21 protein-coding genes are annotated in these 22,072 nt (G+C 70.4%); 12 read left to right on the top strand and 9 right to left on the bottom strand.

Going from position 1 to position 22,072, the window contains the following annotated elements; all coding sequences use genetic code 11:
* The first annotated feature begins 153 nt into the window (after positions 1-153).
* Entirely contained in the window at positions 154-1,224 is a 1,071-nt protein-coding gene (locus N553_RS0118570; RefSeq protein WP_028047771.1) for a DNA polymerase IV, read from the top strand.
* A 3-nt stretch (positions 1,225-1,227) separates the two neighbouring features.
* Here the strand turns inward: N553_RS0118570 and N553_RS0118575 are convergent, their stop codons facing one another.
* The 5 genes from N553_RS0118575 to N553_RS0118595 all read right to left on the bottom strand — a co-directional run bounded on the left by N553_RS0118575 (position 1,228) and on the right by N553_RS0118595 (position 7,341).
* Positions 1,228-1,989, bottom strand: coding sequence for a deoxyribonuclease IV (locus N553_RS0118575; RefSeq protein ID WP_028047772.1), 762 nt, complete (start codon positions 1,987-1,989; stop codon positions 1,228-1,230).
* A gap of 64 nt (positions 1,990-2,053) precedes the next feature.
* Positions 2,054-3,433 carry a TrkH family potassium uptake protein gene (locus tag N553_RS0118580; RefSeq protein ID WP_081844765.1) on the bottom strand — a complete coding sequence of 460 codons (1,380 nt, stop codon included), beginning with the start codon at positions 3,431-3,433 and terminating at the stop codon, positions 2,054-2,056.
* Between the two features lie 51 nt (positions 3,434-3,484).
* Positions 3,485-6,274, bottom strand: coding sequence for a cation-translocating P-type ATPase (locus N553_RS0118585; RefSeq protein ID WP_081844766.1), 2,790 nt, complete (start codon positions 6,272-6,274; stop codon positions 3,485-3,487).
* Between the two features lie 80 nt (positions 6,275-6,354).
* Positions 6,355-6,714 (bottom strand): hypothetical protein, encoded by a 360-nt coding sequence (locus tag N553_RS0118590; protein WP_231505322.1) that lies wholly within the window; start codon positions 6,712-6,714, stop codon positions 6,355-6,357.
* Positions 6,715-6,897: 183 nt separating this feature from the next.
* A complete protein-coding gene (locus tag N553_RS0118595) occupies positions 6,898-7,341 on the bottom strand; it encodes a hypothetical protein (RefSeq protein ID WP_028047776.1) in 444 nt (147 codons plus the stop codon).
* 103 nt (positions 7,342-7,444) lie between these two features.
* Between N553_RS0118595 and N553_RS23655 the strand changes: the two genes are divergently transcribed.
* On the top strand, positions 7,445-7,945 hold the full coding sequence (locus N553_RS23655) for a MarR family winged helix-turn-helix transcriptional regulator (RefSeq protein WP_034623502.1): 501 nt from the start codon (positions 7,445-7,447) through the stop codon (positions 7,943-7,945).
* A 173-nt stretch (positions 7,946-8,118) separates the two neighbouring features.
* Complete coding sequence (locus N553_RS0118605; protein ID WP_028047777.1) at positions 8,119-9,954, top strand: bifunctional UDP-sugar hydrolase/5'-nucleotidase; 1,836 nt, start codon at positions 8,119-8,121, stop codon at positions 9,952-9,954.
* 124 nt (positions 9,955-10,078) lie between these two features.
* Here the strand turns inward: N553_RS0118605 and N553_RS0118610 are convergent, their stop codons facing one another.
* Both N553_RS0118610 and N553_RS0118615 read right to left on the bottom strand, forming a co-directional pair.
* Positions 10,079-10,627 carry a DUF1269 domain-containing protein gene (locus tag N553_RS0118610; RefSeq protein ID WP_028047778.1) on the bottom strand — a complete coding sequence of 183 codons (549 nt, stop codon included), beginning with the start codon at positions 10,625-10,627 and terminating at the stop codon, positions 10,079-10,081.
* Positions 10,628-10,683: 56 nt separating this feature from the next.
* A complete protein-coding gene (locus tag N553_RS0118615; protein WP_028047779.1) occupies positions 10,684-11,265 on the bottom strand; it encodes a DinB family protein in 582 nt (193 codons plus the stop codon).
* Between the two features lie 86 nt (positions 11,266-11,351).
* On the opposite strand from N553_RS0118615, the gene N553_RS0118620 reads away from it, so the two are divergent.
* The 9 genes from N553_RS0118620 (at position 11,352) to N553_RS0118660 (ending at position 19,976) form a co-directional block, all read left to right on the top strand.
* Positions 11,352-11,675 carry a helix-turn-helix transcriptional regulator gene (locus tag N553_RS0118620; RefSeq protein WP_034623437.1) on the top strand — a complete coding sequence of 108 codons (324 nt, stop codon included), beginning with the start codon at positions 11,352-11,354 and terminating at the stop codon, positions 11,673-11,675.
* A complete protein-coding gene (locus tag N553_RS23660) occupies positions 11,672-12,103 on the top strand; it encodes an SRPBCC domain-containing protein (protein ID WP_034623439.1) in 432 nt (143 codons plus the stop codon). The genes N553_RS0118620 and N553_RS23660 overlap by 4 nt, the downstream gene beginning before the upstream one ends.
* Positions 12,100-12,882 (top strand): alpha/beta fold hydrolase, encoded by a 783-nt coding sequence (locus N553_RS0118630; RefSeq protein ID WP_028047781.1) that lies wholly within the window; start codon positions 12,100-12,102, stop codon positions 12,880-12,882. Before N553_RS23660 ends, N553_RS0118630 begins: the two co-directional genes overlap by 4 nt.
* Positions 12,883-12,978: 96 nt before the next feature.
* Positions 12,979-13,605 (top strand): hypothetical protein, encoded by a 627-nt coding sequence (locus tag N553_RS25480; RefSeq protein WP_028047782.1) that lies wholly within the window; start codon positions 12,979-12,981, stop codon positions 13,603-13,605.
* Positions 13,606-13,711: 106 nt separating this feature from the next.
* Positions 13,712-15,856 carry a glycogen debranching protein GlgX gene (glgX, locus tag N553_RS0118640; RefSeq protein WP_028047783.1) on the top strand — a complete coding sequence of 715 codons (2,145 nt, stop codon included), beginning with the start codon at positions 13,712-13,714 and terminating at the stop codon, positions 15,854-15,856.
* Between the two features lie 411 nt (positions 15,857-16,267).
* Positions 16,268-17,395, top strand: coding sequence for an ABC transporter substrate-binding protein (locus N553_RS23665; protein ID WP_034623440.1), 1,128 nt, complete (start codon positions 16,268-16,270; stop codon positions 17,393-17,395).
* Positions 17,396-17,427: 32 nt separating this feature from the next.
* On the top strand, positions 17,428-18,183 hold the full coding sequence (locus tag N553_RS0118650; RefSeq protein WP_034623506.1) for an ABC transporter ATP-binding protein: 756 nt from the start codon (positions 17,428-17,430) through the stop codon (positions 18,181-18,183).
* Positions 18,173-19,093 (top strand): ABC transporter permease, encoded by a 921-nt coding sequence (locus N553_RS0118655; protein WP_034623441.1) that lies wholly within the window; start codon positions 18,173-18,175, stop codon positions 19,091-19,093. The genes N553_RS0118650 and N553_RS0118655 overlap by 11 nt, the downstream gene beginning before the upstream one ends.
* Before the next feature lie 55 nt (positions 19,094-19,148).
* The gene (locus N553_RS0118660) at positions 19,149-19,976 is read left to right on the top strand and encodes an alpha/beta fold hydrolase (RefSeq protein WP_028047786.1); all 828 of its coding nucleotides are present in this window, start codon (positions 19,149-19,151) and stop codon (positions 19,974-19,976) included.
* Here the strand turns inward: N553_RS0118660 and N553_RS23670 are convergent, their stop codons facing one another.
* Together N553_RS23670 and N553_RS0118670 are read right to left on the bottom strand one after the other, a co-directional pair.
* Positions 19,977-20,672 (bottom strand): alpha/beta fold hydrolase, encoded by a 696-nt coding sequence (locus N553_RS23670; RefSeq protein ID WP_034623442.1) that lies wholly within the window; start codon positions 20,670-20,672, stop codon positions 19,977-19,979.
* A 34-nt stretch (positions 20,673-20,706) separates the two neighbouring features.
* Entirely contained in the window at positions 20,707-22,068 is a 1,362-nt protein-coding gene (locus N553_RS0118670) for an NtaA/DmoA family FMN-dependent monooxygenase (protein ID WP_028047787.1), read from the bottom strand.
* Positions 22,069-22,072 lie beyond the last annotated feature (4 nt).

Below are 22,072 nucleotides of genomic sequence, written 5' to 3' on the forward strand. Positions count from 1 at the left end.
GCAGCGGTACGCCTGATCGACACCGAGAGCATCATGCACGCCCACGGCCCACGTCGGCACGAGGTACCCGCAGCACCCGCCGAGCGCGTCGCGTCGACGCTACGTATCCCGTGCCGTCTCCCGCCACCGGTCGGGGCCGGGCAGACTCGAGGCATGGGCGCGGACTGGGTGCTGCACGTCGACCTCGACCAGTTCGTCGCGGCGGTCGAGGTGCTCCGCCACCCCGAGCTGGCCGGCAAGCCGGTCGTGGTGGGAGGCCGCGGCGACCCCACCGAGCGAGGGGTCGTCTCGACGGCCTCGTACGAAGCGCGCGAGTTCGGCGTCCACTCGGGGCTGCCGCTGCGCGTCGCGGCGCGCAAGCTGCCCGACGCGGTGTTCCTGCCGGTGGACGCGCCCGCGTACGAGGCCGCCTCGGAGCAGGTGATGGCGACGCTGCGCTCGCTCGGCGTCGTCGTGGAGGTGCTCGGATGGGACGAGGCCTTCCTCGGCGCAGCCACCGAGGACCCGGAGGCACTGGCGCGGCAGGTCCAGGCGGCCGTCCTCAGCGCGACGCGGCTGCACTGCTCCGTGGGGATCGGCGACAACAAGGTGCGGGCAAAGATCGCCACCGAGTTCGGCAAGCCGGCCGGCATGTTCCGGCTCACGGCGGACAACTGGTTCGACGTGATGGGCGACCGGCCCACGCGCGACCTGTGGGGTGTGGGGACGAAGGTGTCCCGGCGGCTCAGCGCACTGGGCATCACGACCGTGCGGGAGCTCGCCGACGCGTCCGGCGAGGCCCTCGTTGCCGAGTTCGGACCGAAGATGGGCGTCTGGTACCACGGGCTCGGACGAGGTCTCGGCCCCGGCACGGTCGACGACACCCCGTGGGTGCCCCGTGGTCACAGCCGCGAGACGACCTTCCAGCAGAACCTCACGACGCCCGGGCAGGTGCGGTCGGCAGTCGCCGAGCTGGCTCGTGCGGTCGCGCAGGACGCCGCCGACGACGGACGCGACGTCCTGCGTGTCGCCCTCAAGGTGCGCTACGCACCGTTCGAGACCAAGACCATGAGTCGCAAGCTCGGCCAGCCGACCCGCGACGCCGACGTCGTCGTGGCAGCGGTGCACGCCCTCGCCGAGTCTCTCGAGGACCGCGAGGTTCGGCTCCTGGGTGTCCGGGCGGAGATGGTCATGCCCGTCGAGACGGACCCGAGCGAACGGACCCCGGTGCGAGGCCGGATCTGACAGCTAGCCCGCGAGAGCGGCGCGCAGGAACGCGATGTCCTGCGCCTGACCGTCCGCTGGAGTCTCGACCACGGCGTCGCACCCGGCTTCGCGCACGACGTGCGCGATCAGCTCGGGCGGGATCGTGCCGGTCGCGAAGCCGGCGTGCCGGTCCCGCTGCGATCCGGCCTCGTCCCGAGAGCTGTTGGCGTGCACGAGGTCGATGCGCCCCGTGATCGCGCGCACGCGGTCCACGATCGTCTCGAGGTCCTCCCCCGCGGCCCAGGCATGGCACGTGTCGAGGCACAGCCCGACGTCGTACTGGCCGATCGCGTCCCACAGCAGCGCGATCCGGTCCAGGGTTCGTGCGCAGGCGTTGTCGCCACCCGCCGTGTTCTCGACCAGGACGCGCACCGGGAACGTCGCGCGCTCGAACGTCTTGCGCCAGTTGTCGATCCCCACGGAGATGTCGTCGCCGTCGCCGACGTGGCCGCCGTGCACGATGAGCCCACGCGCGCCCAGGTCTGCTGCGGCCGCGGCGTGCTGCGCGATCATGTTCCGGCTCGGGATCCGGATCCTGTTGTTGGTCGACGCGACGTTGACGAGGTACGGCGCGTGCGCGTAGATGCCGAGCCCCGAGGCCAGGAGCGCGTCCGCGTCGTCGCGGCGGACCGGCTTCTTCCACCCCTGCGGGTCTGCCAGGAACAGCTGGACGCACTGGGCGTCGATCTCGGCAGCGACTGCCACCGGGTCGGTTCCGTGCGCGTGCGCACCGATCAGGACCACGACGGTCTCCCTTCCTTGAGCTCGCGCCAGGCTAGACCGCAGCGCCGACACGGCGCACCGCGGGTCAGCCGATCAGCGGACGCCCCTCGGGGCGCCGGAACAGTCGCTGGCGCTCGCGGAGGACGAGGGCGGACGCGAACGTCACCGGCCCCAGCCTGCCCGCGAACATCAGCAGGACGAGCACGAGCTGCTGCGCAGGGTAGAGGTCGGGTGTGATGCCGGTGGTCAGCCCCACGGTCGCGAAGGCGGACACGACCTCGTACAGAATCTGGTCGAGCGTGTACGGGCTGGTCATGGCCAGTCCGAGCGTGGAGATCACCACCGCGGCGACGCTCAGGAGAGCCACCGAGAGTGCCTGGCGGATCGTCGCCGTGGGCAGGCGCCGGTCGTAGAGGTTGGCGTCGGGGTCGCCCCGCAGCTCGGCGACGATCACCAGGAGGAGCACCGCGAACGTGCCCACCTTGATGCCGCCGGCGGTGCTCGCGCTGCCGCCGCCGATGAACATCAGCACGTCGACACCCAGGAGCGTGCCCGTGTTCATCGCCCCCGGATCGACGCTGTTGAACCCGGCGGTGCGCGGCATCACCGCCTGGAAGAACCCGGCAAGCGCACGGCCGGCCGGGTGGAACGCGCCCAACGTGTCGGGGTTGTTCCACTCCGCGATCGTGACGAAGAGCGTGCCGCCGACGAGCAGGATCAGCGTCATGGTGACGGTGAGCCGGGTGTGGACGCCCCACGGCCCTCGGCGCCTGCGCAGGAGCTCCAGGATCACCGGGAAACCGAGTCCACCGATGATCACGGCGAACGCGATCGGCAGGCAGATCCAGGGATCCGTCGCGAAGCCGATCAGGTTGTCGCTGAACAACGAGAAGCCGGCGTTGTTGAACGCGGACACGGCGTGGAAGACGCCCAGCCACAGCGCCTCCGACCAGGAGTTGTCGTAGGCGGTGGCGAACCGCAGGGTGAGCACGACCGCCGTGACTGCCTCCACCGTGAGGCTGATGCGTGCGACGCCGAGGAGCACCGAGCCGACATCGCCCAGCCGGATGCTCTTCGTCTCCTGGGCCGCGAGCAACCGAGAATTCAGACCGAGCCTTCGGGAGATGAGCAGACCGAGCATCGTGGCCAGCGTCATCACGCCGAAGCCGCCGACCTGGATCAGCACGAGGATGATGACCTGACCGAACCCCGACCAGTACGTCGCGGTGTCGACGACCGTCAGCCCCGTCACGCACAGTGCGGACGTCGCCGTGAACAGAGCCTCCAAGGGACTCGCGGCCCCGGGGCCCGACCTGGCGTTCGGCAGCAGCAGCAGCAACGTGCCGGCGGCGACCCCCAGCGCGAACGCCGCGACGATCCTGCGCCCGGGCCTCCTCGGACCCTTGCGGGGGTCACGGCGAAAACGCGGGAGTCGCAAGGGGCCCCGGCCCGAGGGTGCGACCATCGGGACTACTCAGGCGGACGGACGAGCCGGTCCAGCCCGCCGTCACCCGCCTCAGGCACGCGCGCGGGCCGGGACGACCGCCTCCTGCGTCGCCAGCACCCTCGGACGCGCCGCCTTGCGCCGCATGACGACCTTGTCGAGCTCGCCCACGACCGGCAGAAGGAGCGCGAGCCCCAGGCTCGCCAGCCACTGCCCGCCGGTGAGGGACTGCGTGGTGAGCCACCCCTGCAGGAAGTCCAGCTCCGTGGCGAGCACGACCAGCACGGCCGGGACCGAGAGCACCTTGACGGCGGTCAGCAGCGGCGCGGCGAGCCCGGACTCCGGTTCCCGCCGCAGCACGAGGCCGGAGAACACCGAACCGAGACCCATCACGACGAAGGCCATGGTCATCGACGCGGTGGGGTGGTCCGGCGTCGGTGTGTCCGGCCCGAAGACCAGCGGGACCGCCGACGACAGGGCGAGCACAGACCCGTAGAGGATCCAGCGCCGCACGGCCCAGCCGTTGCTGATGCCGATGTTCGGGTCTCGGGGCGCGCGGTCCATGATCCCGGGCCCGACCGGGTCGAGCATGATCGCGATCACCGGGGCGACCGCGACGAAGAAGTTGAGGAACAGCACCATCATCGGAGTCATCGCGACGCCGCTGGCGATGTTGAAGACGCTCGCCGCCAGGAACAGCAGCACGAGCCCGATGAGCTGGCTCATCTGGAACCGGATGTACGCGGTGATCTTCTGGTAGATGCTGCGGCCCAGCTCGACCGCATGCACCAGGGTGCTGAAGTTGTCGTCGGTGAGCACCAGACGTGCCGCCTGCTTGGTGACCTCGCTTCCGGAGCCCATCGCGACGCCGATGTCCGCCTGCTTGATCGCGGCTGCGTCGTTCACGGCGTCGCCGGTCATGGCAACGACGAGACCTTCGCGCTGCATGAGCTGAACCAGGCGGAGCTTGTCCTCCGGCGTGACGCGGCCGAAGACGTGCAGGTTCGGCAGCCGCTCGAGCAGCTCCTCGTCGGTCAGCTTCGCCAGCTCGGGGCCGCTGATCGCGCCCGGTCCCAGGCCCAGCTGGGCACCGATCGCGCTGGCGGTGACCGCGTGGTCGCCGGTGATCATCCGGACCTCGATGCCGGCCTTGAGCGCGATCTCGACGGCGATCTTGGCCGTCGGGCGCAGCGGGTCGACGATCCCCACCAGGCCGACGAACACGAGCTCCTCGACGTAGGACATGGGGTCCGCCACGATCGCGGCCTCGTCCACGGGCGTGAGGAACCGGGCCGCGAACGCGAGCGTGCGCAGACCCTGCTTCGAGAGACGGTCCTGCTCGGCCTCGATGTCGGCGCGCATCGTCTCGAGGTCGACGATCTGGCCGGGGCCCGCCAGCGCCTTCGTGCACCGCTGCAGGACGACGTCGGGACCGCCCTTGACCACCTCGACCAGGGTCCGGTCACCGCGCCACGGCAGCCACTGCGCGGTGGCCATGAACTTGTACGCCGAGTCGAACGGCACCGACGCGATGCGCGGGTACGTGCGTCGGCTCTCTTCGGCGTCGACCCCGATCTTGGCGGCCAGCACCACGAGGGCGGCCTCCGTGGGGTCGCCGATGATCTCTCCGGAGTCCGAGACCGTCGCGTCGCTGGCCAGGACCAGTCCGTACGCGAGCGGGGTCAGGTCCGGTACCTCGCCGCCGGCCGCCTGCAGGATCCTGCCCGTCTTGCCGTACCCGGTGCCCTCGACCGTGAAGTGCCGGCCGACGGTGTACAGCGCGGTCACCGTCATCTCGTTGAGCGTCAGCGTCCCGGTCTTGTCCGAGTTGATCGAGCTGGTCGCGCCCAGGGTCTCGACGTCGTTCAGGTTGGCGACGACAGCCTTCGCGTCGGCGAGCTGCCGAGCCCCGTACGCGAGCATCGCCTGCACGAACGTCGGGAGGCCGGTCGGGATCGCCGAGATCGCCACGGCGGTCGCGAGGAAGAGCAGGTCGCTGGCGGACTGGCCACGCAGGACCCCGATGAGGACGATGACCGCGACGGCGCTCCACGCGATGGCGCCAAGCACCTTGGTCAGGCTGTCGAGCTCACGCTGCAGCGGGGACTTCGTCTTCTCGACCGTCGACAGCAGGGTCGCGATGTTGCCGATCTGCGTGGTCATCCCCGTCGCGGTGACGAGGATCGCCCCGGTGCCGCGCGTCACGGACGTGTTCTGGAACACCATGTTGGCCCGGTCGCCCAGCGGGACGTCGTCGTCGGCGAGCGACGCGACGTCCTTGCCGATCGGCGTGCTCTCGCCGGTGAGAGCCGCCTCCTGCGTCTCCATCGTGGCTGTGCGGAAGAGCCGCCCGTCCGCAGGCACGATGTCGCCCGCCTCGAGCTCGACGACGTCGCCGGGCACGAGCTGGCTCGCCGGGATCTGCACGAGCGTGCCGTCACGTCGGACCTTCGACTGAGGCTCCTGCATCGTCGCCAGGGCGTCGACGCTCTTGCGGGCCTGCATCTCCTGCCGGGCGCCGATCAGCACGTTGAGGATGACGAGGAACCCGACGATCAGTGCCGTCGAGCCCTGTCCGATGGCGGCACTCACCACGGCGACCGCGACCAGCATGATGTTCATGGGGTCGCGGACCTGCTGCAGCACGACCGCCCAGAGGGACGGGGGTGCCTGCGCGGTCAGCTTGTTCGGACCGAACCGGGCCTGGCGCTCGCTCACCTGAGCACTGGAGAGTCCAGTCGCCAGATTGCTCTCCAGCTCCGTGGCCGTCTCGTCGGGTGTACGGGACCACCACCTCGTGGGCTCGCTCTGCGGCGTGGTGATCTCCGGAGGCGCTGAGGTCGGTGTCACGTGGACTCCCATCGATGTCGCAGTCGGTGCTCGACTCCGTGGCCACGGTATCTCCACAAAGCCGACATTGGCGGAACGTGGCCCGCCAGGGGTCAGCTGGTGACGTCGCGCCCGTGAATGGTCAGCGCCCAGATCACGAGGACGTCCAGCGCGATGAGGATGGATCCCCAGACCGGGTAGTACGGCAACCAGGCGAAGTTGACGACAGCACTGAACGTGGCGACGAGCACGCCGACGGCGCGGGCCCACACCTGGCCGACGAGCACGAACACACCTGCGGCTGCCACGGCGATCCCCAGGATGAGGTGGATCCAGCCCCACGTCGTGACGTCGAACTCGAAGACCCACTTCTGACCGGCGACGAAGAACGTGTCGTTGAGAAGCGCGACAAGACCTTGCATGGCCTGGAAGAAGCCGATGACGATCAACATCGTCGCGGCGAACAACGTCATGCCGACAGCCAAACCGCTGCGCTTCTCCGTCACGATGGGCTCCAATTCGTGGGTCCGGTCGTCGCGACGCGCGGACGCCTCACGACCCTCGACCGATTCAGGGCGAGTGCCCTGAATCGGATCATGGCCGAAACCGCAGGTCAAGGCCCGAGGACGCCCGAATCTGCCCCGACCGCGCGGTGGTCACAGAGTGCGCAGGACCAGGAGGAACTGCCCGCCCCCGGGTTCGACGCTCACCTCGACCCGCAGGCCTGGCGCGAACCGGGACAGGCGGTCCGCGAGCCAGGTGGCAGCCTCGTCGCCATCGGACCGGCTCGGGCACCGACCCACGACCTCGCGGCCACCCTTGCGCGTCAGCCGCTCGACGGTCGCGACGATCGGCGCCGGCTCGATCACGAACAGGTCCGGAGACCACGGCACGACGGGCTTGATCGCACCTTTGCGCGTGTTGCACGCGCGGTGCGCGAGCCGCTCCGACCCCGGGGCGGGCTTCTTGCCCTTCGGTGTCGCTCCCCCGTCGATGCTCGGGCCCCGGTCGGCGTTGACGGACGCGTCCGGGTCCACGGGCTCGTCGCACAGCCAGCATCGCCAGCCGTCGCGCTGGCCGACCTCGTCAAGGGTGCTCATGGCCGGAGGCTACGTGATCGACCGCATGCGTCGACGGAATGGCGGTCGACCCCCGGCGCCGGCGAGGCACGTGTCGCTGCCGCCGATGGGTACCGTCGAGGCCATGACCGACGGAGGCTGGCTCACCGCCGAGCAGCTGCACGCCTGGAAACAGCTCATCGCCCTCGTCGAGCTCCTGCCCGGCGCACTGGAGTCCCAGCTCCAGCGCGACGCGAACCTCAGCCACTTCGAGTACTACACGCTGGCCATGCTCTCCGAGGCGCCCGACCGCACCCTGCGCATGACGGCCCTGGCGGCCAGGACGAACGCGACGCTCGCACGCCTCTCGCACGTGGTCTCGCGCCTGGAGAAGCGCGGTCTGGTGCGTCGCGAACGGTGCCCGCAGGACCGGCGCGCGACGAACGCGGTGCTCACGACCGCCGGCTGGGACACGGTCGTCCGAGCGGCCCCGGGGCACGTCGCCACCGTCGCAGACCTGGTCATCGCCCCGTTGGACAGCGCCGACATCGCCGACCTCGACCGCATCACCGCCAGGATCCTCACCCGCCTCCAGCCCGAGCACGTCCTCACGAGCACCGACGAGCCGCAGACACCCCGCACCTGACCGGCGCCCCGGCCCGGCGACTCGCGGACGGCACCACCGGTTGCCGCGACGCGAACGGCGGCCGAACTCTTGAACGGCCCGACCGTCTGCGGGTGTCGGTGTCACCCGATCGGGATAAGTTGCGCGACGCACCGCAACCCGGTGCACCCCCGACATCATGGGAGGACTCCGGCATGAGAATCAGCAGAGGTCGCAGAGCTGTGACGGTCGCCGCCGCAGCGGGACTCGTCGTCGCCATCGCCTCGCCGGCCACGGCGGACGACCAGGGGAATGCTCGCGGGCACGGCGGTTCCGACGACTACCACCTCACGGTCATGGGCACCACGGACCTGCACGGCAGCGCCCTGAACTGGGACTACTTCAAGAACGCGGAGTACGACGACAGCGCCCACAACGACGTGGGGCTGGCCAAGGTCTCCACGCTGGTCGACCAGGTCCGTGCGGACAAGGGCAGGACCAACACCCTCCTGATCGATGCCGGTGACACCATCCAGGGGACGTCGCTCGCCTACTACTACGCCAAGGTCGAGCCGATCGGTAAGCGCGTCGAGCACCCGATGGCCGCAGCGATGAACGCCATCGGCTACGACGCCGCAGCCGTCGGGAACCACGAGTTCAACTACGGCATCCCCTACCTGCGGACGTTCGAGAAGCAGCTCGACTTCCCGCTGCTCGCGGCGAACGCCCTGAACGACGCCTCGGGCCGTCCCGCGTTCCAGCCGTACACGATCAAGACCGTGCGGCCGCCGCACGGCAAGCCGGTCCACGTCGGCATCCTCGGCCTCACCAACCCCGGGATCGCGATCTGGGACAAGGCCAACGTCGAGGGCAAGATGCACTTCGACGGCCTGGTCGAGCAGGCGGCCCGGTACGTGCCCGAGATGAAGCGCAAGGGCGCCGACGTCGTCGTCGTCGCCGCGCACTCCGGCGCGGACACGTCCTCCTCCTACGGCGACACGCTGCCGTTCCCGGAGAACGCCGCGACGCTGGTCGCTCAGCAGGTGCCCGGGATCGACGCGATCCTCGTCGGGCACGCCCACCAGGAGATCGCGCAGCGCGTCGTCACCAACACCGCGACCGGCAAGCCCGTGGTGCTCTCCGAGCCCTTGAAGTGGGGTGAGCGGCTCTCGGTCTTCGACATCGACCTGTCGTTCGCGCGCGGCCGCTGGACCGTGCAGTCGGTCGGCGCCCAGGTACTGAACTCGAACACGGTTCCCGAGGACCCGAAGATCGTCCAGCTGCTCGCGGCCGACCAGCAGAAGGTCGTGACCTACGTGAACGGCGTGATCGGCACGGCGACCGAGGCGATGTCTGCGGCGACGGCCCGCTACGAGGACACGGCAGCACTCGACTTCATCAACTACGTCCAGGCCGGCGCCGTGAAGGCCGACCTGACCGGCGCTGACGCCGAACTGCCGGTGCTGTCCATCGCCGCGCCGTTCAACAAGGACGCGGCGATCCCGCAAGGCGACGTCTCGGTCCGCGACATCGCGGGGCTGTACATCTACGACAACACGCTTGTGGGCATCAAGCTGACCGGTGCGCAGGTCAAGGCGTACCTCGAGAAGTCGGCGGAGTACTTCAAGGCCGCACCGAGCCCGGGAACCTACGCCGCCGCGGACCTCACCAACGCGGTGACGCCCACGGCACCGAACGGGACGCCGGACTACAACTACGACGTCATGGGCGGACTGGACCAGCCCTTGACCTACGACATCGACCTCGCACAGCCCGTCGGCAGCCGCGTCACGGGGCTCGCCTACGGCGGGGTCCCGGTCACGGACGCACAGGAGTTCGTCGTGGCGATCAACAACTACCGGCAGTCCGGTGGCGGCAACTTCCCGGGCGTCGTGGGGGCGCCCGTCGTCTACAACCGGCAGGTCGAGATCCGGCAGCTGCTCATCGACTGGGTGACCCAGAACCAGGTGGTCGACCCGGCGACGTTCTCGGCCTCCAACCCTGACTGGCGGCTGACATCGGGCGGGGAGCCGCTCGCGATCACCCCCTGAACGTCCCTCAGACGTGCGGGCGCCGCGCCGGGCCTGGCTCCCGGCGCGCAACGAGGCCCTACACGCAACGGTGCCCTGGACGTCATGTCCAGGGCACCGTGTGCGGGTCAGAGGCCGACGACGACTAGGCGTCCGCTGCCTTCGCAGCGGCCTTGATGTCCTTGGCTGCCACGTCCTCGATCGCCTCCTCGACGATCTTGTCGGCCTTCTCGAGCGCCTTGCGGATCTCCACCTCGCCGGGATCGGAGACGAGCGCCAGCAGACCGGAGTGACCGGGCTGGACCACGTCCTCGAGCGACTTGAGGAGCTCGGCCCTGTTCCGCAGCTCGCGCACCTTGCCGGCCGCCGATCCGGCGCCACCGAGGACCGCAGCACTCGCGAGGATCGCGGGCGGGAAGATCGCACCGAGCACGACGCCACCGACGACGCCCCACTTCAGGCCCGAACGGGTGCTGTGGTCCGTCGCCTTCTGGACCTCCAACGTCCCGTCGGCGTCACGCTTCACCACGACGACGCCCTCGATCTCGACGCTGCTGCCGTCCTCGATCGACTTGAGGGTCTCGTACGCCTCCCAGGCGGCGTCGATGGTCGGGTAGTCCGCCAGCAGGAGCGTGTACGCCCCATCGCTCAGGACCGCGACTGCCTCGCTGTCGGGTGCAACCTCGTCTGACATGATGTCTCGCTCCTTCGGGTTGTGCACGATCCGGGCAAACCGACTGTAGCCGCCGGTCAGGCGCCGGTTGCCTCCGCCTGACGCGCGGCCGTCTCGATCCCTGCGACGTAGGCCACCCAGTCGATCTGAGGGATGTTCGGGTCGTCGGGGCGGCTGCCTACCGCGCCGTCGACGAGCTCCCGCACGATGTCGGCGTGCCCCGCGTGCCGCGCCGTCTCGACGCACATGTGGACGAGCACCTGCTGCAGGGTCACGCGGCGCCTCTCGGCGCTCCACCAGGACACCGTGCCCACCGCGTCCAGCGGCAACGCGTCGATCGTGGCGTCGCTGTGGGCAGCGCACCGGTGGTGCAGGTCGACGATCTGCTCGCGGCTCTCGTCGGCGGTGGCCCACATGTCCGCGTTGTCGGGCGCACCGTCAGCGAACCACGGGAGGTCGATGCCGGACGGCCGGTCGAACACCTCGCCGAAGTACCCGACCTCGACGCTGGCGACGTGCTTGACCAGGCCGAGCAGGTTGGTGCCCGTGCGGGTCAGCGGCCGGCGGATCCCGTACTCGTCCAGACCGTCGAGCTTGCTCAGAAGACTTGAGCGCTGGGCGCGAAGGTACCGGTGCAAGGTCTCCTTCTGGTGGTCCATCCGGACACTATGCCGTCGCCCTCGCGGGTGTGCGCTTTCACAACCAAAACGTTGTGCAACTTCACGGTTGTGGCTATTGTGCGGGGATGGCTGTGCTGGAGGACGACCTGACCCTGGTGTTCACCGCGCTCGCGGACCCGACCCGGCGCGCGATCCTCGAGCGCCTCTCGCACGGCGACGCGACCGTGCACCAGCTCGCCGCCCCGTTCGCCATGTCCCAGCAAGCGGTGTCCAAGCACCTGCTGGTGCTCGAGCGCGCCCAGCTCATCTCGCGTGCCCGAGTCGGCCAGTCACGTCCGTGCTCGCTGGACGCCGGGCGCCTCGCCGAGGCCGTGAGCTGGATCGAGACCAACCGGCAGGTCTGGGCCGAACGCCACGACCGCCTCGCTGCCCACCTGGAGACCCTGTGACCGAGCTGACCTTCCGTCGGATCCACCGGGCGACGCCCGATCTGCTGTTCACCTGCATGACGACCCCGGAGCACCTGAGCCACTTCTGGGGGCCGGACGGCACGACGACCCCGCTCGAGAACATCACCGTCGACCTGCGCCCCGGCGGCGCCTTCGAGACGACGATGGTCAACCAGTCCGACGGCAGCGCGTACACCATGCGCGCCGTCTACCTCGAGGTCGAGCGGCCGGTGCGGCTCGTGTGGCAGGACGTGGACAGCGACATGCTCACCAGGATCACGTTCGTGGACCTGCACGACGGCCGTACCGAGGTCGTGACGCACCAGAGCCGCGTACCGGCCACGGTCGCGAGCCCGCAGGCACAGGCCGGCTTCGTCACCAGCCTGGCCCGGTTCGCCGCCTACATCACGGACGGAGCACGAGCATGACCGTACTGACCTCCCCCGACGGCACGACCATCGCCTACACCCGCAGCGGCGACGGTCCCCCGCTGATCCTCGTGGACGGCGCGATGTGCTATCGCGGTGCCGGACCCATGGACGCCATGGCCGCGCTCATGCAGGACGCGTTCACGGTGTACACCTACGATCGCCGCGGCCGCGGGGCGAGCGCCGACACACTCCCCTACGCCGTCGAGCGCGAGGTCGAGGACCTGGCAGCACTGGTGGAGGTGGCGGGCGGCGAGGCCGGCGTCTACGCGATGTCCTCGGGCGGCGCCCTGGCACTGGCGACCGCCGCCGCGACGCCCGGGATCGCCCGCCTGGCCCTGTACGAACCTCCTTACACGGCCGAGGCCGGCCTGCAGGACCGCGCCGACCAGTACACGACCGAGCTGACCGACGCCCTCGGCGAGAACAGGCGAGGGGACGCCGTCGCCGCCTTCATGTCCTACGTCGGTGTGCCGGCACCCGTCGTTGCGGGCCTGCGGGCACAGCCCGGTTGGGAGCGCTTCGAGGCGATCGCTCCGACGCTCGCCTACGACAACGCCCTCATGGGGGGCAGCCGCATCCCGCGAGCGCTGACCGCGTCGATCGGCGTCCCGGGCCTCGTCGTGACCGGTGGCGCGAGCCCTGAGTTCCTGCAGAACGCCGGATCGGCTGTCGCTGACGCGTTGCCCGCGGGCGCGCACGCCACGCTCGCCGGCCAGACGCATGACCTCGACGCGTCCGCCCTGGCGCCCGTCCTGCGAGAGTTCTTCCTCCACTGACCGGTCGGATCCCCGTCTTCGACTCCCACGGCTGTTGACGGGCGCGCCGCGGGCAGCGAGTCTGCCTAGGGAGACTCGTCGAACCGGAGGCCGTGCATGCGTTCGTCCGCCCGCAGACCAGCGCTGAGCCTGCTCGTCGTCGCGCTCCTGACGCTCGCCGGCTGCTCGTCCGGCGAACCCGACGCCGAGCCCGCGCCCACACCCTCGTCCACCCCGACGCCGACGCCGACGGGTCTGTCCGCGTCCGCGTGGGCTGACAACGTGTGCGGCGCACTGGGCGACCTCACCACCGACATCCGCTCGGTCGCCGACGGCCTGAGCGTGCAGCTGGGCGGAGGCGACGCGCTCGACCAGCTGAAGTCCCAGCTGACGACGAACGCCGCGAAAGCCGGCCAGTCGCTCGAGGACCTCAAGACGGCCGTCGGCGACGCCCCGGACACCGAGGAGGCCACGGCACTCAAGGAGAGCCTCCAGAGCAGCTGGAGCGACATGACCTCGTCGACGCAGGATGCCAGGCAGGCCGCGCAGGACGCCGCCGACTCCGCGAACGCGGCGGAGTTCCTGGGGTCGGCGGGCACGGCGCTGTCCGAGACCTCGGCGGCCCTGGCGGCGGCGGAGGCGTACGCGACGACGCTCCTGGCAGCGGCCTCGGGCGCCCGCGGGAGTGTGCGGTCGGCGTTCGCGGACGCCGAGAGCTGCGCTGCGCTGCAGCAGAGCTCCTGAGGCGCGCACCGCAGACCGGCTCGTCCAGGAGCACGGCCGTGCCACGCTGGTGCCCGCACCGGAGCACCACCTGTGCCGGACCCACCACGCCCGCGAGGACGAGACCTTGAGCGCACCAGGCACGGCACCCACGACCGTCCGTTCCGCCACTCCTGGGTCGGCGTTCCCGCTCGGGGCCACGCTGATGCCCGACGGGACGAACTTCGCGGTGGCCTCCGACATCGCCGTCGCCATGACGCTGTGCCTCTTCGAGGCCGACGGCACCGAGCACCAGGTGCCGCTCCTGGACAACGACGCCGGGGTCTGGCACGCGTTCGTCCCGGGCGTCGGGGCGGGTACGGCGTACGGCTTCCGTGCGGCCGGACCGTGGGAGCCCTCGCGCGGGCAGCGGTGCAACCCGGCCAAGCTGCTGCTCGACCCCTATGCGCGCGCCATCAGCGGAGAGGTCAGCTTCGGCCCGGAGCTCCTCGACTACACGGTCGGCGACATGGACGCCCCCAGCACGCTCGACTCGGCGCACCACGTGCCCCGCTCGATCGTCGTCGACCCGGCGTTCGACTGGGAGGGTGACGTCCACCCCGGGACGAACTATGCCGACACCGTCTTCTACGAGGCCCACGTCAAAGGTCTGACGGAGCTGCACCCGGAGGTCCCGGCGGAGCTGCGTGGCTCGTACGCGGCGCTCGGGCACCCGGCCGTGATCGCGCACCTGGTGGACCTCGGCGTGACCGCGGTCGAGCTGCTGCCCGTTCACCAGAGCGTCCCGGAGGAGTTCCTCGTACAGAGCGGCCGCACCAACTACTGGGGCTACACCACGATCGGCTACCTGGCACCTCACGAGAAGTACTCCGCGCACGCGCGTGCCGGCCTCGTGGGCGGACAGGTGTCGGAGTTCAAGACCATGGTCAAGCGGCTGCACGCCGCAGGGCTGGAGGTGATCCTCGACGTCGTCTTCAACCACACCGCCGAAGGCGGTCACGGCGGCCCGACCCTGTGCCACCGAGGGCTCGACAACCCGGCCTACTACCGGCTGAGCCCGGCGGACCCCCGCTACTACGTGGACACGACCGGCACCGGGAACTCGCTGAACGTCGACCACGCGACGACGCTGCGGCTGATCATGGACTCCCTGCGGTACTGGATCCTCGAGATGCACGTGGACGGCTTCCGCTTCGACCTCGCGACGACCCTGGCCCGCGAGGACGGGAGCTTCGAGAAGACCGCCTCGTTCTTCGACCTGATCACCCAGGACCCCGTGGTGGGCCGGACCAAGCTCATCGCGGAGCCGTGGGACGTGGGGCAGATGGACAGCTACAGCCTGGGCCGCTTCCCGCCCCTGTGGAGCGAGTGGAACGGAAGGTACCGCGACAGCGTCCGGGACTTCTGGCGGGGGGCGGACGGGATGCTCGGAGAGCTCGCCACCCGGCTCTCGGGATCGTCCGACCTGTTCGGCGGCTCGGTCCGGCGCCCGTCGGCGTCCGTCAACCTCGTCACGGTGCACGACGGCTTCACGTTGCGGGACCTCGTCAGCTACGACCACAAGCACAACGAGGCGAACGGCGAGCAGAACCGTGACGGGTCGACCGACAACCGGTCCTGGAACAGCGGCGCCGAGGGCGTCACGCAGGACCCGACGGTGAATGCCGTGCGAGGGTTGCGCACCCGGGCGATCCTCACGACGCTGCTCACCTCGCTGGGCACGCCGCTGCTGCTCGGCGGCGACGAGCTGGGTCGGACCCAGGACGGCAACAACAACGCGTACAGCCAGGACGGCCCGATCACCTGGGTCGACTGGGCCACCGCGGACCAGACGCTGCTCGCCTTCACCCGTCGCCTCGTCGCGCTGCGCCGCGAGCACCCGGTCCTGCGCCGGCGGCGCTTCCTGACGGGCGCGCAGAGCGAGGAGATCGGCTGGTACTCGCCGACCGGCCGGTTCATGAGTGGTGCCGACTGGTCCGATCCTCGCGCTCGGTCGGTCGCCCTGTACCTCGACGGCGCGGACGCCCCTGACCGTGACGACCACGGCAGGCCCCTGGTCGACTCGGACCTGCTGCTGCTCGTGAACGGCTGGTCGGGCGCGGTCGACTTCACGCTCCCCGACCCTCGCCCCGGCGCGTCGTGGACCATCGCCCTCGACTCCTCCAGCCCGCTCGGCGAGCCCGCCGACGCAGCACGGCGGGGTGTCGGTGAGCAGGTGCGGGTGCCGGGATGGTCGGTGCTCGTACTCACGAGTCCCGTTCCGGGGCTCTGACCGCAAGTATCAAATTCCGACCTGCTTAGTCCAATATTCGAGACGCGGGTGTTGCGCGCGCCCTCGGACGGTCATCCTTCTTCACATGCAGACCATCCGCGCGGCCTCGACGTGCTGTCACGTCGCCATGGCTCCCGCGCGCACCTGCTGTCCGCGGACCTTCTGAACCTCGGCCCCGTCCCCCCTCGGCCGCACGTTCACCGCTCGGCCTTCGTCCTGCAGGACGGCCAGGCAGAACCGCGACCACCCCCGTCCCCCGCGGAGGAAACGCCCTCATGGCGTCCACCCAGATCGTCCCTGCCCGAGTCCGCGACCACGCCGTCGCGCCTGCACGCGCCGCCGCGCGATGTCGACGATGTCCGTCGCCCGCCCACCGCACGCGCTGACCGACTCGATCCCCAAGGACCCGACATGACTGCTCGCCCCGCGCACCGCGCGCGCCGCCTCGCCGCCACCCTCACAGCCCTGCTCACCGCGGGTGTCCTCACCTCTCTCGCGGCGTGCTCTGCCGACAGCGGAGCCGCCGCAGAACCGTCCGCGACGGCGTCGGACGACGCGCCCGCAACACTTGCCGAGGCCGACGAGCTGCGTCTCGGCTACTTCGCCAACGTCACGCACGCGATCCCCGTGATCGGCGTCGAGGACGGCACCTACCAGGAGACTCTCGGCGACACGAAGCTGACGACCGAGATCTTCAACGCCGGACCGGCGGCCGTCGAGGCGCTGTTCGGCGGCGCGATCGACGCCGCCTACGTGGGCCCGAACCCCGCGATCAACGCGTTCTCGAAGTCGGACGGCAAGGCGATCCGGATCGTCTCGGGCGCGACCTCGGGCGGCGCACAGCTCGTCGTGGTCGACGCCATCACGAGCCCGGCGGACCTCAAGGGCAAGACCCTCGCCACGCCGCAGCTCGGCAACACCCAGGACGTCGCGCTGCGCGCCTGGCTCGCCGACGAGGACCTGACCAGCTCGCTCACCGGCGCCGCATCCGACGTCAACGTCGTGCCGCAGGAGAACTCGCAGACGCTCGACGCCTTCAAGGCCGGCCAGGTCGACGGCGCGTGGCTCCCCGAGCCGTGGGCGTCGCGACTGGTCGACGCGGGGGCGCACGTGCTGGTCGACGAGAAGGACCTGTGGCCGGACGGCGACTTCGTCACCACCCAGCTCATCGTCTCCACCGACTTCCTCGACAAGTACCCCGGCACCGTCAAGAAGCTCATCGAGGCGGAGTACGCCACCAACGAGTGGATCACGGCGAACCCGGACGAGGCCAAGACGGCCGTCAACACGAACATCGAGAAGCTGACGGGCAAGCCCCTCGCAGACGGCGTGCTCGACCGGGCGTGGGACAACCTGCGCCTCACGCTCGACCCGATCGCCTCGAGCCTGCAGACGTCGGCGGACCACGCCGTCGCCGTGGGAACGTCCAAGAAGACGGACCTCACGGGCATCTACGACCTCGCGCTGCTCAACCAGGTGCTCGAGGCCAACGGACAGGAACCGGCCGACGACGCCGGGTTGGGAGCTGGCGGGAAGTGACCACCACCGCGACGGCGGCCGGCGGCCCGGGCATCGACGCCCCGGCCGCTGTTGCGGCGCGCCTCACCGACGTCACCCAGCACTTCGGTGAGGCCTCGCGCCCGCCCGTGCTCGAGCACATCGACCTGACGGTCCAGCCCGGCGAGTTCGTCTGCCTGCTCGGCGCCTCAGGGTGCGGCAAGTCGACCCTCCTGTCCCTGGTCGCCGGGCTCGACAAGCCCGTCTCGGGTCAGGTCGACGTGCCCGGTGGCCGACCGGCGCTCATGTTCCAGGAGCCGGCGCTCTACCCGTGGCTCTCCGCGGGCGCCAACGTCGAGCTCGCCCTGCGTCTGCGCGGCGTGCCGCGCAAGGAGCGCAAGGCCGAGGCCCAGCGGCTTCTGTCGCTCGTCCGGCTCGACGGCGCCGCTCCGAAGCGCGTCCACGAGCTCTCCGGTGGCATGCGCCAGCGCGTCGCACTGGCCCGTGCGCTCGCGCAGGAAGGCGACCTGCTGCTCATGGACGAGCCGTTCGCGGCTCTCGACGCGATCACCCGCGACGTCCTGCACGAGGAGCTCACCCGCATCTGGTCGGAGACCGGACGCGCCGTGATCTTCGTGACCCACAACGTCCGGGAGGCGGTGCGGCTCGGTCAGCGCGTCGTCCTGCTGTCGTCGCGACCCGGACGGGTGGTGCGCGAGTGGCGCATCGACATCCCGCAGCCGCGTCGCATCGAGGACGCCGACGTGTCCGCGCTCAGTGCCGAGATCACGGAGCACCTGCGTGAGGAGATCGCCCGCCATGGCCACTGAGACCAGCACCCCCGCCGCACCGGCGGTCCACGGCCGCCCGTCGGACAGCGCACTTGCCGCCGGGCTCGATGCGCTCGAGACGCCGATCGTCAACCCGCGCCCCTCGTTCGCCGTGTCCGTGTGGCGCTCGGCGTGGCCCGTGCTCGCCGCCCTCGCTGCGCTCGTCGTCGTCTGGCAGGTCGCGTACACGCTCGAGCTGAAGCCGCCCTACGCGCTGCCGAGCCCCGCCGACACCTGGCAGACGTTCGTCTCGACCGTCCAGGACGGGACCGCCTGGCTTGCCATGAGCACGAGCGTGCGCCGCGCGGCCGTCGGGTTCGTGCTGTCGGTCGTCGTGGGTGTCGCGATCGGCACGGCGCTCGCTGCGTCGCAGCTGTTGCGCCGTGCGTTCGGACCCATCATCACCGGACTGCAGTCCCTGCCGTCGGTGGCCTGGGTGCCCGCAGCGGTCATCTGGTTCGGCCTGACGGACGCCACGATGTACGCGGTCGTCCTGCTCGGTGCGGTGCCGTCGATCGTCAACGGCCTGCTCACGGGCACCGACCAGGTACCGCCCTTGTTCCTGCGCGTCGGTCAGGTGCTCGGGGCCCGCGGCTGGACCCGGATCCGGTACGTGCTCCTCCCGGCGGCGCTCCCTGGCTTCCTCGGAGGCCTCAAGCAGGGCTGGGCGTTCGCGTGGCGCTCGCTCATGGCTGCCGAGCTCATCACCGTGGCCATCGGCGGTGGCCTCGGCCAGCTGCTGGACACCGGCCGGAGCCTCAACGACATGTCCTTGGTGATCGTGTCGATCTTCCTCATCTTCCTGGTCGGCATCGCGATCGAGCTGATCGTCTTCTCGCCCCTCGAGCGCGCGGTGCTCCACTCGCGCGGCCTGACGGGTCAGACATCGAGCACGGGCCGCCGCAAGTAGTGCCGACCGGCGGTTCAGGCTCGATCTGAGTCGCACCCTCTGCCACCATCAGCACGTGACCACCCGCGATGCGATCTGGACCCAGGCACATCTGAGACTCGCCGGCCACGACGTCTTCTACCGACGTAGCCCCGACGTCGAGGGCGGCATCCCGATCGTGCACGTCCACGGGTTCGGGATCTCCGGCTCGTACCTCATGCCGACGGCCCGGCTGCTGACCGACAGGGGCGCCAACCTGGTGCCCGACCTGCCGGGCTACGGCCGGAGCGAGCGCTGGGACCGCACCCTGGGCATCCCTGCGCTCGCGCACGCCCTGCTGGAGATCCTCGACATCCTGGGGTTCGAGAAGGTCATCCTCGTGGGGAACTCTCTGGGATCGGTCATCAGCCTCGAGGTCGCGCACGCGGCGCGCGAGCGCGTGCACCGGCTCGTGCTCGTCTCCCCCGCCGGTGGCCAGCACAACCAGCCGCTGCGGCGCGCTCTGATGCAGCTCGCGACGGACGGCATCCGCGAGAGTCCGCAGATGGCGCGCGTCGCCGTGCCGGACTACCTGAAGTTCGGCCCGATCAACACGCTGAACCTCCTCTCCGAGCTCACGCGGTTCCCCTCGCTCGAGCGGCTCCTGCGGGTGCAGGTGCCCTCGCTCGCGGTCATCGGCTCCAAGGACCCGCTCATGCCGGCCCCGCCCCGGGTCCGGGAGGTCGGCACGAGCGCCCCCGACCACGTCACCGTCGTGCTCATCGAGGGCGCCGCCCACGCGATCAACTTCAGCCACCCGGGCGAGCTCGCGCACGTGATCACGTCGTGGTTGGACGACAAGGAGATCGTGGACGACCCCGACCAGCCGGGTTTGACGCGGGTGCTGCGGCTGCCGCGCGGCTGATCAGCCGGTCAGCCGCTCCAGCAGGAGCGCCCGGAGCTGCGGGTCTGCGAGGGGTCTGAAGTGCCCGGGGGTCTGCAGCACGACGTCCTGCGCACCGTCCAGGTGGCTGCCGGCCGGGATGTGCGGGTCCCAGAACGCGTGCGCCGACGTGATCCGGTGGTTGACCTCGACCTCCGCGGCCAGGGCCACGATCGTGGCGTCGGACGGGACGAACGCCCGGACGGACCGCATCGGGATCCAGCGCGCGTAGACCGAACCCGAGAACGGCGTGTTGACGGCCACCATCGAGGAGATCCGGCCCTGCGGGTCGTGCTCCAGCATGGCGAGCTTCCCGACGAGACCGCCCTTGCTGTGCGCGACCAGCACGACGTCGCGCAGGTCGTGCTCCTCGAGGAACTCGGAGAGCACCCGCGCGGTGTCGGGGACGGGTCGTCGGTTGTAGCCGAGCGTCGGCACGGCGTACACCCGCACACCGTGCGCGTAGAGCATCTCGGCGACCGGTCGCAGGAACTGCCAGGGCTCCCACACGCCCGGCACGAGCACGACGGGCGGGCCGACCGGCTGCTCAGGCTCGAGGTAGTCGTCCGAACCACGGGGGCTGCCCGCCTGCCAGCGCAGCACGCTGGCGTAGTCCCGGACCCGCCACCACAGGTGACGCACCGCCCCGGGGGCTGGTGGCGCGTCGGCGTCCGGCATGCGGCCATAGTGCCGCATGCCGGACCTCCGAGTCTCAGACTCGTGCAGGCTCTCGCACGCGGACGGGCACCGGCAGACCGAGGTTGTCGCGCAGCGTCGTCCCGGTGTAGTCCGCCCGGAGCGAACCACGCTCCTGAAGCAGCGGAACGACCTTGTCGACGAACTCGTCGAGCCCGGTGGGGACGAGGTGCGAGCCGACGATGAACCCGTCGGACCCGTCGTCCTGCACGAAGTCGTCGATCTGGTCGGCCACCTGCTGCGCCGTCCCCACGAACTCGGCCCGCGTGTACTGGTCGATCACGACCTCACGGGCGGACAGGCGCTTCTCGGCCGCCACCGCGCGCAGCCGCTCGGCCCAGACCAGCAGGTCGGACTCGAGCCGGGCACGGCCCTGGATGAACGGCGGTGCGTCGACGTCCGGATCGAACGACGGCAGCGGGCCGTCAGGGTCGAAGTCGGACAGGTCGCGGTTCCAGACCAGCTCGAGGAGTACGCGCGCGGTCTGCGGGGTGACCTGCTGCTCCCGCACCCAGACCGCCTTCTCCTGCGCCTCGGCCTCGGTGTCTGCGAGCACGAACGACCCGCTGGGCAGGAGCTTGACGTCCTGGGGTCGGCGCCCGAACGCGACCGCCCGCCGTTTGATGTCGGCGTAGTACGCCTTGGCCTCCGGCAGGTGCGTGAACGGCGAGAAGATCGCGTCCGAGTTGGCAGCGGCAAAGTCCCGGCCCTGAGGCGAGACGCCGGCCTGCAGGATCACCGGCTGCCCCTGCGGCGACCGCGGGACGGTGAACCGTCCGTGGACGTCGAACTGGGGCCCGGCGTGCCGGAACGCCCCGACGTCGCCCGAGCGCACGAACTGCCCGGTCGCCTTGTCAGCCACGATCTCGTCGTCGGCCCACGAGTCCCACAGCTCGCGGACCAGGGCCAGCGACTCCGCCGCCCGCTCGTACCGCGCCGACCGGTCGAGGAAGCCGCCGCGGCGGAAGTTCTGGCCCGTGAACGCATCGAACGACGTCACGATGTTCCAGGCCGCACGTCCTCCTGACAGATGGTCCAGGGACGCCAGCTGACGGGCGAGCTCATACGGCTCGTTGAAGGTCGCGTTGATCGTCCCGGCGAGTCCGAGGTGATCGGTCACCGCCGCGAGCGATGCGAGCACCGTGAACGTGTCCGGCCGGCCGATGATGTCCTGGTCGAAGATCTGCCCGCCGCGCTCCCGCAGTGCGAGCCCCTCGGCAAGGAAGAAGAAGTCGAACTTGCCGCGTTCGGCGGTCCTCGCCGTGTGCTCGAAGCTCGAGAACTCGATCTGGCTGCCCGACTCGGGCAGGCCCCACAGCGTGTGGTGGTTCACCCCGCCCAGGTAGGCACCGAGGATGATCTGCTTGCGTGTCGTCATGGTC

The organism is Cellulomonas sp. URHE0023 (assembly GCF_000688475.1).
Classification (GTDB): Bacteria; Actinomycetota; Actinomycetes; order Actinomycetales; family Cellulomonadaceae; genus Cellulomonas.

What these genes read in the sequence shown, in the direction of transcription:
- N553_RS0118570 (WP_028047771.1), top strand. Translation starts at nt 154, where the DNA reads ATGGGCGCGGACTGGGTGCTGCACGTCGACCTCGACCAGTTCGTCGCG.
- N553_RS0118580 (WP_081844765.1), bottom strand. Translation starts at nt 3,433, where the DNA reads ATGGTCGCACCCTCGGGCCGGGGCCCCTTGCGACTCCCGCGTTTTCGC.
- N553_RS0118585 (WP_081844766.1), bottom strand. Translation starts at nt 6,274, where the DNA reads ATGGGAGTCCACGTGACACCGACCTCAGCGCCTCCGGAGATCACCACG.
- N553_RS0118590 (WP_231505322.1), bottom strand. Translation starts at nt 6,714, where the DNA reads ATGACGTTGTTCGCCGCGACGATGTTGATCGTCATCGGCTTCTTCCAG.
- N553_RS0118595 (WP_028047776.1), bottom strand. Translation starts at nt 7,341, where the DNA reads ATGAGCACCCTTGACGAGGTCGGCCAGCGCGACGGCTGGCGATGCTGG.
- N553_RS23655 (WP_034623502.1), top strand. Translation starts at nt 7,445, where the DNA reads ATGACCGACGGAGGCTGGCTCACCGCCGAGCAGCTGCACGCCTGGAAA.
- N553_RS0118605 (WP_028047777.1), top strand. Translation starts at nt 8,119, where the DNA reads ATGAGAATCAGCAGAGGTCGCAGAGCTGTGACGGTCGCCGCCGCAGCG.
- N553_RS0118610 (WP_028047778.1), bottom strand. Translation starts at nt 10,627, where the DNA reads ATGTCAGACGAGGTTGCACCCGACAGCGAGGCAGTCGCGGTCCTGAGC.
- N553_RS0118615 (WP_028047779.1), bottom strand. Translation starts at nt 11,265, where the DNA reads ATGGACCACCAGAAGGAGACCTTGCACCGGTACCTTCGCGCCCAGCGC.
- N553_RS0118620 (WP_034623437.1), top strand. Translation starts at nt 11,352, where the DNA reads ATGGCTGTGCTGGAGGACGACCTGACCCTGGTGTTCACCGCGCTCGCG.
- N553_RS0118630 (WP_028047781.1), top strand. Translation starts at nt 12,100, where the DNA reads ATGACCGTACTGACCTCCCCCGACGGCACGACCATCGCCTACACCCGC.
- N553_RS25480 (WP_028047782.1), top strand. Translation starts at nt 12,979, where the DNA reads ATGCGTTCGTCCGCCCGCAGACCAGCGCTGAGCCTGCTCGTCGTCGCG.
- N553_RS23665 (WP_034623440.1), top strand. Translation starts at nt 16,268, where the DNA reads ATGACTGCTCGCCCCGCGCACCGCGCGCGCCGCCTCGCCGCCACCCTC.
- N553_RS0118655 (WP_034623441.1), top strand. Translation starts at nt 18,173, where the DNA reads ATGGCCACTGAGACCAGCACCCCCGCCGCACCGGCGGTCCACGGCCGC.
- N553_RS23670 (WP_034623442.1), bottom strand. Translation starts at nt 20,672, where the DNA reads ATGCCGGACGCCGACGCGCCACCAGCCCCCGGGGCGGTGCGTCACCTG.
- N553_RS0118670 (WP_028047787.1), bottom strand. Translation starts at nt 22,068, where the DNA reads ATGACGACACGCAAGCAGATCATCCTCGGTGCCTACCTGGGCGGGGTG.